Raw genomic sequence first — 14,192 nt, forward strand, 5'->3', positions numbered from 1 at the left:
TTTCTTTTTCAACTATATTTCTTGCTAGAGAGAAGGACACACTAGAATTCGGTGACTTCGGCTTATCATTCCCATGTCAAGTAGGGTAGAATTTAGCACCTTGTCAAGGGACAGGTTGCTAAGGCTTCATCGGGTCTATTCCCTCTGCCTTTCTCTATAAGCGACGCTAAGTTAGCACATTTCTTTTTGATATGCAAATTTTTTATAAAAGTGCATCTATTTTTTATATTCTACTAAGGATAGAAAGGTTTTATTTGTTTCTTTTCATTGGAAACGAGGGTGGAATCCATACTTGGCATCCCACCCTCCATGCCCTTAGCTCACCAGGAGTTTGTAACCTTTCCCGTGTACATTGACGATTTCAACCTTGCTGTCTTCTTTTAGATATTTACGAAGTTTGCTGAGAAATACATCCATACTTCTTCCGGTGAAATAGTTGTCATCATGCCATATTTTTAATAAAGCTTCTTCACGGGTCAATACATCATTCTTTTTCAAACAAAGCAAGCGAAGTAGTTCGGCTTCTTTGGTCGAAAGCTTTTGTGTCTGACCTTTATAGGAAATCTGCTGACTTGTATAATCGAAGAAGTAATCTCCAATTTCAAACTTATCCGCGACTACTTCATCTTCTTTGTCCCTGACACTGCGTTTTAATAAGGCATTTATCCGAAGAAGTAACTCTTCAACACGGAAGGGCTTTGTGATATAATCATCTCCACCTAATTCAAAAGCTTCTGTCTTGTCCTCCATCATCCCTTTTGCAGTGGCGAAGATGATCGGTACGGTGCTATTTGTTTTTCTGATCTCACGGCCCACGGTAAAACCGTCTTTTTTTGGCATCATGACATCGAAAATGCATAAATCATAATCATTTTTTTTGAACTGGGAAACGGCTTCGTCTCCATCGGTACAGAGTGTAACGTCAAATTTTCCCTTTAATTCGAGATAGTCCTTTAAAAGATCCCCCAAATTGGGATCATCCTCTGCTAATAATATCTTTTGCATAATGAATCTATTAATTTTCACTAATGTTCCCTGAATATACAAAAAAGGAACGTGTTATTTTTTTAAGGGTAAAATTACTTCAAAGGTTGTGCCCTTATCTTTTTCACTTTTTACAGTGATTCTTCCATTGAGTCTTCTCAATATATCCTGTACATAACTTAAGCCCAAGCCAAAGCCTTTGACATTGTGCACATTTCCGGTGGGAATACGATAAAATTGATCAAATATCTTTTGTAAATGATCCCGGCTCATCCCGATTCCATTGTCGGCAATGGTGATAACAATATTGTCGCCAATATTTTTAGAACTGATATTTACATGTAGATCTCCTTTGCTGTACTTAATTGCATTGTCGATTAAGTTGTAAAATACATTGGAGAAATGCAGTTCATCTCCGACAACAATATCCTTTGTTGCAGCGAGATCGACACTGAATTTTCCGCCAATGTTCTGCATCCGGAGCTGCATACTGTCTGTAACAGCGGCTACAAGGTCATTGATATGAACATCTTCACGGTCAAGTTTCAATGTTTCTTTTTCAAGTTTTGCTAAATCTAATACCCGCTCAATATGGTTCCCGAGACGAACATTCTCATCGTATATGATGTTGGCCAACTTCTGTACGCGTTTATGGTCAGCATTGATATCAGGATCTTTGAGTGATTCACTGGCAATCATGATTGTGGCCACCGGTGTTTTAAACTCATGGGTCATGTTATTGATGAAGTCAGTTTTCATCTCAGAGACTTTCTTTTGCCTAAAGATAATAATAAGCGTATATGCAAAACATCCGACCAATAGAAACAGCAAGGCGAGCATGGGCAGCAGTAAATAACTCATGTTGTCCGCTATGATCGCTTTTTTATTAGGGAAATAAATAGTAAGTTTTCCTGGTGCGGCTCCAATATCGCCCTTAAAAAGAGCAGTAGAATATTTTGTTGTATTTTTAGAGCTGTTTAATTCCGCTTCGTTGAGAATATTATTTAGCAAAATATTGCTTGTGCTCCATATTTCTATGTTAAAGGGTACTTTGATATCACGTTGGGCCAACTCTTCCTTCAGGAGTTCCTGAACAATAATAATGTTCAAGCGATCTTTAAGTGGTCTTTTAGCGAGCTCCATACCGATGGCAACATCCTCGATGTAGTCTGCCTTTTTTCCACCAAGCATGGCGACAGAGTCATAAACATTAAAGCCCTGTCCTGCATTTTTTTTCGATAGCTTATTTAATTTGATTTCTAGCTCAAAGATCTTTTGTGATAATTTGGGATCTGATCTTGGCGGAAGTACAAATAGATCTCTTCCTACCAATCTTTTTAAATCGTCAAAATGGACGACAAGAAATCTGGTACTGTCATCTTTAGCTTCAATCCGTGGAATTGGTTTGATCGCATTTACCTCGATTTGCTCTTCATAATAGAGCGGGGTGGAAGTCGGTTTTTTTACAATGGAAATTTCTACGAGATCTTGATACTGTGGTCTTCTTACGTAAGTCTCATAAAACCAATTGTCAATATAGATAATATTCGGGTAAAGTCTGTTTAGCCGATCTTCCTGGGCCTTAAATTTTTGATAGACCCGATTTAATTTGCCTCTTAGATCCTCAATCTGAGTTTGGAGCTGGAGCTGCTCGGTTAGTAGTTGTTGTTTGGCCTGTTCCTGTTTGGATTTTTCAATATTACGTTCCTGTTGCACCTTTGCGAAATCCACGACCTCACGCCGCTCAAGCTTTCCTGCGACAGCAGTAAGGGCAGCATTGACCGATTCATCAAAGAGCTGTGACTTTTGGCGATAGGAATCTCGTAGAAAATAGAATTGCATAGCCAATACTCCAATTAGCGCTAAAGACATTAGTCCAATGATTAATACAATACTATTTTTCTTCATGAAATTATGTTTTGTAAATATATGTTCTCACTCGCATCATGAGCCCATGAAATCCTGTGATTTTGAGCCATTCCTACATTCCATCTTCTACTTTACCTGAATTGTTACAAATATAAAGATGCTAGTCCGTTTTGGAGCTGTTTTAACAATGTTTAACAGCAAATGCTTTAGATCTTGGTGATCTTGTTGTAAATTAGGGGTTAAAATAGATTATGTTATGAAAACTTACGTATTATCATTGGCATTATCTTTTACGGTGGGGATTGCCTTTGGTCAGGTTAAATTGAAGGAGCACCGCCCATTACTTCAGGATAAACCTTCCAAGATGCCCGTCCTTGGGTTAGATACGACATCAGCCAAGTATAAAATGCCTGTCCAGAAATTCAAGAAACTCGATAGTCTAGCTCCAATGCCGGGAACGGAAAAGTCTTCTAAACGAAGGAAATCAGTACAGGATACATCGCGGTTTAAGTTGTTGGAAGATAGCTTAAAAGTGAAGGATTTCAAATTGAAGATTGATTCGCTATACCCTAAGAAATAACACTATAACCACTTGCTCAGACCTTATTAGCTGTGAAGGCGACTAAAGAGATTTCTTCTGCTGAATAAAAATAATCAGTAAGTGATGGCTTAAAAAAAATGAATCTCAATAAGGTACTGACAGTATCTCAGCAAAAAAGAAAGGCATTCGCGTGAAGTGAATGCCTTTCTTTTTAATGGTCCTGTTTCTTACAGCTGAGAAACACGGATTGTATTTGTTTTACCCTTTTCGATTAGCGGAGTGGATGCCGTATTAATAATAATCGATCCCGGTTTAACGTAATTGTTTTTGACGATAAATTTATTGACATCATGGATAGAACCATCTGTACTCTCAAATTTGTCATAGATGAATGTTTTCACACCCCAAAGCAAACTTAATTGTTTCAATAGCTTCTGTGTTCCTGTAAACACCAGGATATCTACATTCGGTCTGTAGCTCGTAATTTCAAATGCCGTTGCTCCAGAAGAAGTCAAGACAGCGATTGCTGAAGCATTTGTTTTTTGAGCAAGGTAAACTGAGGAAGCACAAATAGCATCTGGAATAAGCGTTCCGTCGTGGATTTCACTAACTTTCTCATTATAATAAGGATAAGAAGTTTGTTCCACGTGGATGATAATCTTACTCATTGTTTCGATTACGATCTCTGGAAACTCACCGACAGAAGTCTCGCCGCTCAGCATCACTGCATCTGCGCCATCCAATACCGAATTGGCAACATCGTTTACTTCCGCACGCGTAGGACGAGGTGTCGTAATCATGCTCTCTAGCATTTGCGTAGCAATAATGACAGGTTTTGAAAGATCTCTACATTTTTGAACGATGATCTTCTGAAGTCCCGGTACCTCTTCCATTGGAAGTTCAACACCCAAGTCACCACGAGCGACCATGACAGCGTCTGTCGCCTCGATGATTGCATCGATGTTTTCGATTGCCTCCGGTTTCTCTATTTTCGCGATTACACGGGCATGACTTCCTTTTTCGGCGATGATTTTTTTACATTGTGCAATATCCTCTGCCGAACGAACAAATGACATTGCAATCCAATCAGCACCATGTTCTAAAGCGAAGTTCAAGTTGTCCAAATCCTCTTCAGTCAAGGAAGGAATAGATACTTTGGTGTTTGGTAAGTTTACACCTTTGCGTGAAGTAAGGATACCACCATGCACCACTTCACATGTAACGGTGTCTTTATGGTTGGTCTCTAAAACACGAAGTTGAAGTTTTCCGTCATCAAGTAATATGATTTCGTTAGCTTCAACATCGTTTGGAAAGTTTTCGTATGTAATGTAGATTCTGTTTTCATCTCCAATGAGTTCATGCGTGGTAATTTCAACTTTTGAACCATTTACGAGAACAGCACCACCTTCTTTCATTTTTCCGATCCGAATCTTTGGACCTTGTAAGTCAGCTAAGATGGCAACATTGAATCCGGTTTCATTATTTATTGCATTTATAGTTTCGATTACCTTAAGGTGATCGGCCTGGCTGCCATGAGAGAAATTCAACCGACACACATCAACCCCTTTGGCAATCATGTTGGTCAAAACTTGTTTGTCTGCCGAAGCAGGGCCTAATGTTGCGACAATTTTAGTCCTTTTTTGAACTTTTTCCATCTGTTATTTTGTATTTTTAATGTTCTTCATTTATAACAACAAACAGCAAGCTGTATTGTTGTCTTTGTCAAAACTAAATCGAATTAATTTAGATTTACAGTTAGGTGTATTTGCTACACTAACCTACAGTTTGCTAAAATATGAGATTTTCTTTAGATTTCAATATTTTTGGTGATATTTCTTTTGCAATGACCACTTCGGGTAATTTGCTGATCCTTTTGATTATATGTTCAATATCCTCTTCACAGATGTAATTTTTGATAATGACAAAAAAATCAAAATGGGGGTTTTCGGGGATTAAAAAGGTTCCCTCAATACTTTTGTTGTTAATAAGAAAATATTCAGTATCCGAATCTGGACTAAAGTAATGAAAAGCGGTGAAGTGATAGCTAATTTTTTTCTTAGCGTCAAAGATGATATGATATTCAAGTTCTTCTTCCGATTTATTTTTCGGGCGGCCATCATGATCATATTTACTTTCTTTGCCTCTGGAAAAATTCAGGTTTGTCACTTTGTTGATAAAATGGCAGAGACGGTAATCTTTCAGGGGACAGGTGATGGCGAGTAGGGTGAAATCCAACTCTTCATCCATGTCCATGTCTAACCTTGCTACTAACTTATTGACCACTTTGTTCCTAAAATATATGTGCTTATACTAACGAAGGTACTAATAATTTTAAGCTGGGAATATACTTTTTGTGTAAAATTTGAGTTAATTAGCTGAGCGTTTGGAATACAAAATAATTTTTGTTATACTTGAACTAAGTTAATATAGAGTGGGTTAGCTAGTATAAGACGCGAATAAGTTCGGTCGCCTAACATGGTGACTTTCATCTAAATATCAATTTAGGTTTGAATTTTGATGAAATTTATTTTTCTTTGCACAGATTTATTAAACAATTAAACTATAAAATCATGTCAGATATCGCTTCAAGAGTAAAAGCAATTATCGTTGAAAAATTAGGTGTAGACGAAAACGAAGTAACACCAGAAGCTTCATTCACTAATGATTTAGGTGCTGATTCACTTGACACTGTTGAGTTGATCATGGAGTTTGAAAAAGAATTCAACGTTGCTATTCCTGATGACCAAGCAGAGACTATTGGTACTGTTGGTCAAGCAATCGCTTATTTAGAAAAAAACGTTAACTAACTAATTTAATTAGGCTAATCGTAATAAATGGAGCTTAAAAGAGTAGTAGTAACAGGATTAGGCGCCCTTACACCAATTGGTAATACCGTTCCAGCTTACTGGGAGGCGTTAATAAATGGTGTAAGCGGAGCTGCTCCTATTACGCATTTTGATGCGTCAAAATTCAAAACTCAGTTTGCGTGTGAGGTAAAGGGGTTTGATCCACATGATTTTATGGATCGTAAAGAAGCTCGTAAAGTCGATCCTTTTGTACAGTATGCAATTGCGTCTACTGATGAGGCAATTAAAGATGCTGGCTTAGATTTTGAAAAATTAGATACAAATCGTATCGGAGTTATATGGGGCTCAGGAATTGGGGGGCTGACAACTTTTACAGAAGAAGTTGCCAACTTTGCAAAGGGAGATGGAACACCACGTTTCAATCCTTTTTTCATTCCTAAAATGCTCGTCGATATTGCTCCAGGACATATTTCAATGCGTCATGGCCTTCGTGGTCCTAACTTTTCAGCAGTATCGGCCTGTGCCTCTGCTACCAATGCAATGATTGATGCTTTTAACTATATTCGTATGGGAAAAGCAGATGTAATTGTTACGGGTGGATCTGAAGCGACGGTCAATGAGGCTGGAATCGGTGGATTCAACGCTATGCATGCTTTGTCAACAAGAAATGATGATCCCAAGACAGCTTCTCGTCCTTTTGATAAAGATAGAGATGGTTTTGTTTCGGGTGAAGGTTCAGGTGCCTTGATCTTAGAAAGTTTAGAGCATGCCTTGGCACGTGGCGCAAAAATCTATGCAGAGGTTGCAGGTGGTGGAATGAGTGCCGATGCACATCATATCACAGCTTCGCATCCAGAAGGATTGGGCGCTAAGCTGGCCATGACAATGGCTGTCAATGATGCAGGTCTGAATTTTTCAGATATTGATTATATCAATGTCCATGGAACGTCTACACCGGTCGGCGATATCAGTGAAACGAAAGCTATTGTTGACCTGTTTGGCGAACACGCCTATAAATTGAATATCAGTTCAACGAAATCAATGACAGGACACCTTTTGGGTGCTGCGGGCGCTATCGAAACGATTGCTTCTATTTTAGCTGTGCAAAATGATATTGTCCCACCGACAATCAATCACTTCACAGATGATCCTGAAATTGATAATAAACTGAATTTTACATTCAACAAAGCGCAAAAACGTACAGTGAATGCGGCGTTGAGTAATACATTTGGATTCGGTGGCCACAATGCTACCGTGATTGTAAAAAAATATAAAGCTTAATGTTTGATCCTTCAAACATGGTTTGGTAATATGAGCTAGCGACAGGTTCTTTAATTAGAACTTGTCGCCTTATTTTTAGATGAGATGCCTTTTTCAAGGATATACAAGTTATATATTTCGCCGGATCGGGAATATGTTAAAAAACTAAAAAACCTTTTAGGTTTTATTCCCGGAAATGTGCATTTGTACAAGATGGCATTTAGACATAAGTCTGTTGCAGTAACAATCAAAGAAGGGGCTAAGAATAGTAACGAACGTCTAGAATTTTTGGGCGATGCTGTTTTGGGTTCAGTCGTTGCCGAATTGTTATTCAAGAAATATCCTTATAAAGACGAAGGTTTCCTGACTGAAATGCGTTCCAAAATCGTGAGCCGAGCAAATTTGAATCAGCTTTCCAGAAAACTAGGATTCAATGAAATGATACAGTTCGATGCCCGGATGATCAGCTTCCCCAATAAACAGGGATCTTTACTAGGAGATGCATTTGAGGCGCTGATCGGTGCAGTGTATCTGGACAAAGGTTATGTCTTCACGAAGAGCTTTCTTCTGAACCGTATTATTAAACCACATGTCGATATCCAGCTATTGGAACAGACCGAGACTAATTTCAAGAGTAGATTGATCGAATGGTGCCAGCATACAGGTAAAGAAATTCTATTTCAACAAACGGATAATCCAGAGGGCGAATCTCCGAAGATGTTTAGTATCGAAGCTGTTGTAGATGGGGTTGTATGTGGTCTAGGACGCGATTTTAATAAAAAATCGGCTGAAAAATTAGCGGCGGAGAAAGCCTGCGAATTCCTCAAAATTCTGGAAGTAGAATAAAGGATTTTTATTCTTTAATTTATTTAGTCCCCGCTAAATATTAACTTTGCCGGATATGGCAGTAGTAAAACCTTCTTTGGCGAAAGGAACCCGTGATTTTTCGCCTTCCGAAATGATCAAACGTAATTATATTTTTGACACATTAAAAGCTGTGTTTAAAAAATATGGTTACAATGAAATACAAACGCCTTCATTTGAGAATTTAACAACCTTAACAGGTAAATATGGTGATGAAGGTGATAAATTGATCTTTAAGATCCTCAATTCCGGAGATTATCTGGCAAAAGCCCCGGATGGTCTGCTTCATGATAAAAATTCAAATAAACTCATTCCACATATTAGTGAAAAAGCGTTACGGTATGATCTGACAGTGCCTTTTGCGCGTTACGTAGTGATGCACCAAAATGATATTTCCCTACCCTTTAAGCGTTTTCAGGTACAGCCAGTCTGGCGTGCTGACCGCCCGCAAAGAGGTCGGTACAGGGAGTTCTACCAATGCGATGTTGACGTGGTAGGCTCAGAAAGTCTATTGAACGAAGCAGAATTTATTCTGATTTATCAAGAAGCGTTCGAACGTTTTGGGCTGAAAGATTTTAATATCAAAATCAATAATCGGAAGATCCTTTCCGGTATTGCCGAAATTATCGGGAAGCCGCAGCTTATTGTTGATATGACTGTCGCCATTGATAAGCTGGATAAAATCGGACTAGACGGTGTCAATAAAGAATTGTTGGAAAGAGGTTTTACCGAAGCTGATCTAAACCTTTTGAAACCAATTATCTTATTGGAGGGGTCAAATGAAGAAAAGCTGGCATCGTTAAAATCTATCTTGGCGGATTCTTCGATCGGTTTAAAAGGTATTGCTGAAATCGAAGAAGTGTTCGATTATGTCAAGAAGCTGAGTGGCGACACGGATCTATTGACCCGTATTCTTGATCTGGATATTACATTGGCACGCGGTCTCAATTATTATACAGGCTGTATTTTTGAGGTGAAGACAAATGAGGTCGCGATGGGCAGTATCGGTGGCGGTGGACGCTACGATGACCTCACGGGGATGTTCGGATTGAAGGACCTGACAGGGGTGGGAGTCTCATTCGGTGCTGATCGTATATATGATGTTTTGGAGGAACTGAATTTATTCCCGGCAAATAAAGCGGATTCTACGAAGCTATTGATCATCAATTTTGATAAACAACTGGAAGTCTATACATTGGCTTTGCTCAATAAACTACGTAGGGAAAATATTTCTGCAGAACTCTATGCTGCTCCAGTGAAGTTGAAAAAGCAGATGGGCTACGCAGATGGAAAGGGAATCCCTTATGTGTTATTGGTTGGAGAGGAAGAGGTTGCATCCGGCCAGTTGTCGCTCAAAGATATGGAAAGTGGCGAGCAGGTGAAGGTTACCGAAAGTGAGCTTATTCAAAAACTTCGTTAGCAAACAATTGGTATAAAATAGATTAAGCCAAATGATTATTAGGTCGTTTGGCTTTTTTATTTTCATAAGTTTTTGATTTATTTGATTGTGCCTTTCATTTATTTGCTGAAAAATGCTATATACTTTAAATCAAATGTCTTAGAAGTGTCTTAAAGTGTAAATAAAATTGATTTTTGACCAAGGAAATTCATCCAAAATTATTAGATTTGTAGTCTAGAATTGTAAGAAAATCAAAACTTTGAAATGAGTTCAACACCTATAACAAAAGAGACATATTTGGAGTGGTATAAGTCAATGTTACTTATGCGTAAGTTTGAAGAAAAAGCAGGTCAACTTTACGGACAGCAAAAGATTCGTGGTTTCTGTCACTTGTACATAGGACAAGAGGCGGTAGTCGCTGGAACGATGTCGGTTATCAAACCTGAAGATTCTTTGATCACTGCTTATCGTGATCATGCCCACGCTTTAGCTAAAGGGGTTTCTGCAAATGCTTGTATGGCAGAATTATATGGAAAGATCACTGGTTGTTCAAAAGGTAAAGGAGGCTCTATGCACTTCTTTTCTAAGGAGCATAAATTCATGGGTGGCCATGGTATTGTAGGTGGTCAGATTCCTTTAGGTGCTGGTATCGCTTTCGCTGAGAAATATCTTGGTACAGATAATGTAAATATCTGTTATATGGGCGATGGAGCTGTACGTCAAGGTGCATTCAACGAAACGTTGAACATGGCGATGTTGTGGAAACTTCCAGTTATCTTCGTGTGTGAAAACAACGGTTATGCGATGGGTACTTCGGTACAACGTACGACCAACATGCAAGATATATACAAAATGGGATTAGGTTTTGATATGCCTTCTGCTCCTGTAGATGGAATGGATGTTGTTGCTGTACACAATGCAATGGATGAGGCTGTTCAACGTGCGCGTGCGGGCGAAGGTCCTACATTCTTAGAAATCCGTACGTACCGTTATAAAGGACACTCGATGTCCGACCCTGCAAAATATCGTACGAAAGAAGAATTGGAAGCCTATAAAGATCGCGATCCATTGTTGTCTACGAAACACGCTATTTTGGAAAACAACTATGCTGACGAGGCTTGGTTTGCTGAGGTTGAAGCTGACGTGAAAAAGGTAGTTGACGAGTCCGTAAAATTTGCAGAGGAATCTCCTTATCCAACTGCAGATGAATTGTACAAAGATGTTTATGTACAACAAGACTATCCATTTATTTTAGATTAATACTCTTTAACTTGATAATATAATACAGAATGGCTGAAGTAGTAAGAATGCCCAAAATGAGCGACACAATGACCGAAGGGGTCATCGCAAAATGGCACAAAAATGTTGGTGATAAAGTAAATTCTGGTGATTTGGTAGCTGAAATTGAAACAGATAAAGCTACAATGGACTTCGAGTCTTACCAAGAAGGTACTCTTTTATATATTGGCCCGAAAGAAGGTGAAGCAGTAGCGATTGATGCTGTTATTGCTGTTTTGGGTGAACCGGGTGAAGATTTTCAAGCTTTGTTGAGTGCTGATGCTCCTGCAGCTGAAAAGGCACCGGAAAAAACTGAAGAAAAGAAAGAGGAAGTTTCTGCTCCAGCAGAGTCCTCGGCTAGCACGGTTACTCCTGAGGAGTTGGGATGTACGGTGATCACAATGCCATTGCTGAGCGATACCATGAAAGAAGGTGTTATTGCGCAGTGGAATTTCAAAGTTGGCGATACGATCAAATCGGATGATGCTATCGCTGATGTAGAAACAGACAAAGCGACAATGGAAGTTACAGCTTACGCTGATGGTACATTGTTATATGTAGGTCTTGAAGCTGGGGAAGCTGCGAAAGTAAATGATATTATTGCTATCGTTGGTCCTGCCGGAACTGATATTACTCCTTTGTTAAATCAAAAATCTGCTCCTGCAAAAGCAGAAACTGCAGAAGCGCCTAAAGCTGATTCAGCTCCAGCTGCAACTGCAGCACCGGTAGCATCTGCTTCAAGCGATGATTCCCGAGTAAAAGCCTCGCCTTTGGCACGTAAGATTGCTAAGGAAAAAGGGATCAACTTAAGCGATATCAAAGGATCAGCTGATGGTGGACGTATCGTGAAAAAAGATGTAGAATCCTTTGTTCCGGCTGCTGCTAAACCTGCTGAAACAACTGCTGCGGCGGCTCCTGCGACAGAAACAAAAGCAATCACTTTACCTACATATGTTGGTGAAGAACGTTATACTGAGAAACCTGTCAACCAAATGCGCAAGACAATCGCGCGTCGTTTGGGTGAGTCATTGTTTACTGCACCACATTTCTATTTGACTGTATCTATCGATATGGATAATGCTATGGTAGCGCGCGCTCAAATCAATGAGGTCGCTCCGGTAAAAGTGTCATTCAATGATATCGTGGTGAAAGCTGTTGCAGTAGCGTTGAAAAAACATCCAGCAGTGAATTCATCTTGGCAAGGAGACAAAATCCGTTTCAACGAACATACTAACATCGGTGTAGCAATGGCTGTTGAAGATGGTTTGTTGGTTCCTGTCGTACGTTTTGCGGATGGTAAATCATTATCTCACATCTCTGCTGAAGTGAAAGATTTCGCTCAAAAAGCAAAAGCCAAAAAACTACAACCAGCGGATTGGGAAGGTTCTACTTTCACAGTTTCCAACTTAGGTATGTTTGGTATTGATGAGTTTACATCGATCATTAACTCACCTGACGGAGCTATTCTTTCGGTAGGCGCTATCCAAGCTGTTCCTGTTGTTAAAAATGGTGCGGTAGTTCCTGGTAACGTAATGAAGGTAACTTTGGGCTGTGACCACCGTGTGGTAGATGGCGCAACAGGTGCTGCATTTTTACAGACTTTAAAAGCATTGGTTGAAAATCCAGTTAGATTACTGGCATAGATTCTACCAAACCAATAATATATTAGCCACTTTAGTAATAAAGTGGCTTTTTTTGTTCTAAAAATTCGTTTTTTTATACTAAAATCTTCATTTTAGCATTATTATCTTTAAGCTTGGTTCTTTATTGAAAATCAAAAAGAATACACATTCATCAAAGTAATAACGGGATAATTACGATGTAAGGATCTTTTAGATAATGAGGCATAGAAAGGCCCTAAAGAGAGGACAAACACAACACAGAAAAATCCAGGAGAAGCAATACGTGAAATTATTTTTTTTAAAGGGAATGGCAGCTCTTTTGTTCGTATCTACAATTGCTTGTAGTTCAAAAGAGAAAAAACAGAAAGAGGCGGCGATAGCGCAGGCGAAAATAGATAGTACAAGACTCATTTACAATCCTCAGGATGCCGATCCAAAGATTGACGCCTTTATGAAAAACTTGCATTCAAAGGCTGCATTCAATGGAAATGTGCTGGTAGCAAAGGATGGCAAAATTTTATATCAGAATACTTTTGGTTGGGCCAACTACCTGAAACGTGATAGCCTGGAAATCGATGATAAATTTGAGTTGGCTTCTGTTAGCAAACCAATAACAGCGGTTGGTGTATTGAAGCTGGTTGAAGCTGGAAAATTACGTTTGGATCAGACCATAAATGATTTTTATCCGGATTTTCCGTACCCCGGCATTACCATTAAGATGTTATTGACTCATCGCTCGGGCTTACCTAACTATGTGTATTTTTCGGAGAAGCACTGGCCTGATCGTAAAAAAGGAATGACGAATCAGGATGTTATGAAAATGCTGACGGAATTTAAGCCGAACAGGTATGGAGCTCCAGGTGGACGATTTTTTTATAATAATTCCAATTTTATGGTTTTAGGAGCTATTATTGAGAAGGTCTCGAAGCAAGATTATGCGACCTATATGAAAGATAGTGTGTTTAATGTTGCTGGTATGACCAATACCGCTGCATTATCAAAAGCTGTCTATGATAAGATCCCCACAAACGTCATCGGTCACGATAAGGTCTGGCGGAGGTCTGTGGTGCAAAATTTTCAGGATGGACCATTGGGAGACAAGGGGGTGTATAGTACCGTACGTGACCTCTATCGTTTTGACCTTGCATTGCGGGATGGTCGATTATTGAAGCAATCGACTTTGGATTCAGCATATCGCGGTTATCCCGACGCCAAGAAAGGGATTTTTAGCTATGGCTATGGATGGAGGACCTTTGAACATGGAAACGACCATATTGTTTATCATACAGGATGGTGGCACGGTTTTCGTCACATCTATGTACGCGATCTGAAAAGAAATATTGTGATTGTCTTACTTTCAAATATGACAAATGGTAGCTTGGTGAAATTGGATGAACTTTATAAAATTTTGGGAATGCCAGTTTTACGTAAGAATGCTTACAGTTCTCATGGCGATTTTATTATTGATGAATAGATCTTATTCGCTTCATTAATAAAAAGAGTTTAAATAGGGCGCTTACACGAAGGGACGGGGTTTAGGAATTGATATCGATGAAGACGATATAAAT

At 39.2% G+C, this 14,192-nt stretch carries 12 protein-coding genes and 1 riboswitch; of the genes, 8 read left to right on the plus strand and 4 right to left on the minus strand.

The window, feature by feature from the left end; all coding sequences use genetic code 11:
- Positions 1 to 59 precede the first annotated feature (59 nt).
- Positions 60 to 163: riboswitch (SAM riboswitch) on the minus strand.
- Positions 164 to 315: 152 nt separating this feature from the next.
- On the minus strand, positions 316 to 1,005 hold the full coding sequence (locus ABDW32_RS18310; RefSeq protein WP_343565007.1) for a response regulator transcription factor: 690 nt from the start codon (positions 1,003 to 1,005) through the stop codon (positions 316 to 318).
- A gap of 54 nt (positions 1,006 to 1,059) precedes the next feature.
- Positions 1,060 to 2,892, minus strand: coding sequence for a HAMP domain-containing sensor histidine kinase (locus ABDW32_RS18315; protein ID WP_343565009.1), 1,833 nt, complete (start codon positions 2,890 to 2,892; stop codon positions 1,060 to 1,062).
- A gap of 217 nt (positions 2,893 to 3,109) precedes the next feature.
- Here ABDW32_RS18315 and ABDW32_RS18320 point away from each other — a divergent pair, with 217 nt between their 5' ends.
- Positions 3,110 to 3,433, plus strand: a complete 324-nt coding sequence (locus ABDW32_RS18320; RefSeq protein WP_343565011.1) for a hypothetical protein — start codon at positions 3,110 to 3,112, stop codon at positions 3,431 to 3,433.
- 188 nt (positions 3,434 to 3,621) lie between these two features.
- Here ABDW32_RS18320 and pyk read toward each other — a convergent pair whose 3' ends face one another.
- Together pyk and ABDW32_RS18330 are read right to left on the minus strand one after the other, a co-directional pair.
- The gene (pyk, locus tag ABDW32_RS18325) at positions 3,622 to 5,049 is read right to left on the minus strand and encodes a pyruvate kinase (RefSeq protein ID WP_343565013.1); all 1,428 of its coding nucleotides are present in this window, start codon (positions 5,047 to 5,049) and stop codon (positions 3,622 to 3,624) included.
- Positions 5,050 to 5,182: 133 nt separating this feature from the next.
- Positions 5,183 to 5,647, minus strand: coding sequence for an IPExxxVDY family protein (locus tag ABDW32_RS18330; protein WP_343565014.1), 465 nt, complete (start codon positions 5,645 to 5,647; stop codon positions 5,183 to 5,185).
- A gap of 317 nt (positions 5,648 to 5,964) precedes the next feature.
- Here ABDW32_RS18330 and ABDW32_RS18335 point away from each other — a divergent pair, with 317 nt between their 5' ends.
- The 7 genes from ABDW32_RS18335 to ABDW32_RS18365 all read left to right on the plus strand — a co-directional run bounded on the left by ABDW32_RS18335 (position 5,965) and on the right by ABDW32_RS18365 (position 14,098).
- Complete coding sequence (locus ABDW32_RS18335; RefSeq protein ID WP_028070665.1) at positions 5,965 to 6,201, plus strand: acyl carrier protein; 237 nt, start codon at positions 5,965 to 5,967, stop codon at positions 6,199 to 6,201.
- 27 nt (positions 6,202 to 6,228) lie between these two features.
- Entirely contained in the window at positions 6,229 to 7,482 is a 1,254-nt protein-coding gene (gene fabF, locus ABDW32_RS18340; protein ID WP_077438147.1) for a beta-ketoacyl-ACP synthase II, read from the plus strand.
- 84 nt (positions 7,483 to 7,566) lie between these two features.
- A complete protein-coding gene (gene rnc, locus ABDW32_RS18345) occupies positions 7,567 to 8,307 on the plus strand; it encodes a ribonuclease III (RefSeq protein WP_343565016.1) in 741 nt (246 codons plus the stop codon).
- Between the two features lie 55 nt (positions 8,308 to 8,362).
- Positions 8,363 to 9,745 (plus strand): histidine--tRNA ligase, encoded by a 1,383-nt coding sequence (hisS, locus tag ABDW32_RS18350; RefSeq protein ID WP_343565018.1) that lies wholly within the window; start codon positions 8,363 to 8,365, stop codon positions 9,743 to 9,745.
- A 243-nt stretch (positions 9,746 to 9,988) separates the two neighbouring features.
- Positions 9,989 to 10,984: a pyruvate dehydrogenase (acetyl-transferring) E1 component subunit alpha gene (gene pdhA / locus ABDW32_RS18355; protein ID WP_077438144.1), complete on the plus strand. Its 996-nt coding sequence runs from the start codon at positions 9,989 to 9,991 to the stop codon at positions 10,982 to 10,984.
- 29 nt (positions 10,985 to 11,013) lie between these two features.
- Positions 11,014 to 12,645 carry a 2-oxo acid dehydrogenase subunit E2 gene (locus ABDW32_RS18360; protein ID WP_343565021.1) on the plus strand — a complete coding sequence of 544 codons (1,632 nt, stop codon included), beginning with the start codon at positions 11,014 to 11,016 and terminating at the stop codon, positions 12,643 to 12,645.
- Between the two features lie 262 nt (positions 12,646 to 12,907).
- A complete protein-coding gene (locus ABDW32_RS18365) occupies positions 12,908 to 14,098 on the plus strand; it encodes a serine hydrolase domain-containing protein (RefSeq protein ID WP_343565023.1) in 1,191 nt (396 codons plus the stop codon).
- Positions 14,099 to 14,192 lie beyond the last annotated feature (94 nt).

Origin of the sequence: Sphingobacterium sp., assembly GCF_039596235.1 — a bacterium.
Lineage (GTDB): Bacteria > Bacteroidota > Bacteroidia > Sphingobacteriales > Sphingobacteriaceae > Sphingobacterium.

Excerpts from the sequence above, each read along its gene's own strand:
- ABDW32_RS18335 (WP_028070665.1), top strand. The coding sequence starts at position 5,965 with ATGTCAGATATCGCTTCAAGAGTAAAAGCAATTATCGTTGAAAAATTA.
- pdhA (WP_077438144.1), top strand. The coding sequence starts at position 9,989 with ATGAGTTCAACACCTATAACAAAAGAGACATATTTGGAGTGGTATAAG.
- rnc (WP_343565016.1), top strand. The coding sequence starts at position 7,567 with ATGCCTTTTTCAAGGATATACAAGTTATATATTTCGCCGGATCGGGAA.
- ABDW32_RS18315 (WP_343565009.1), bottom strand. The coding sequence starts at position 2,892 with ATGAAGAAAAATAGTATTGTATTAATCATTGGACTAATGTCTTTAGCG.
- hisS (WP_343565018.1), top strand. The coding sequence starts at position 8,363 with ATGGCAGTAGTAAAACCTTCTTTGGCGAAAGGAACCCGTGATTTTTCG.
- ABDW32_RS18310 (WP_343565007.1), bottom strand. The coding sequence starts at position 1,005 with ATGCAAAAGATATTATTAGCAGAGGATGATCCCAATTTGGGGGATCTT.
- fabF (WP_077438147.1), top strand. The coding sequence starts at position 6,229 with ATGGAGCTTAAAAGAGTAGTAGTAACAGGATTAGGCGCCCTTACACCA.
- ABDW32_RS18330 (WP_343565014.1), bottom strand. The coding sequence starts at position 5,647 with ATGGACATGGATGAAGAGTTGGATTTCACCCTACTCGCCATCACCTGT.
- ABDW32_RS18320 (WP_343565011.1), top strand. The coding sequence starts at position 3,110 with ATGAAAACTTACGTATTATCATTGGCATTATCTTTTACGGTGGGGATT.
- pyk (WP_343565013.1), bottom strand. The coding sequence starts at position 5,049 with ATGGAAAAAGTTCAAAAAAGGACTAAAATTGTCGCAACATTAGGCCCT.
- ABDW32_RS18360 (WP_343565021.1), top strand. The coding sequence starts at position 11,014 with ATGGCTGAAGTAGTAAGAATGCCCAAAATGAGCGACACAATGACCGAA.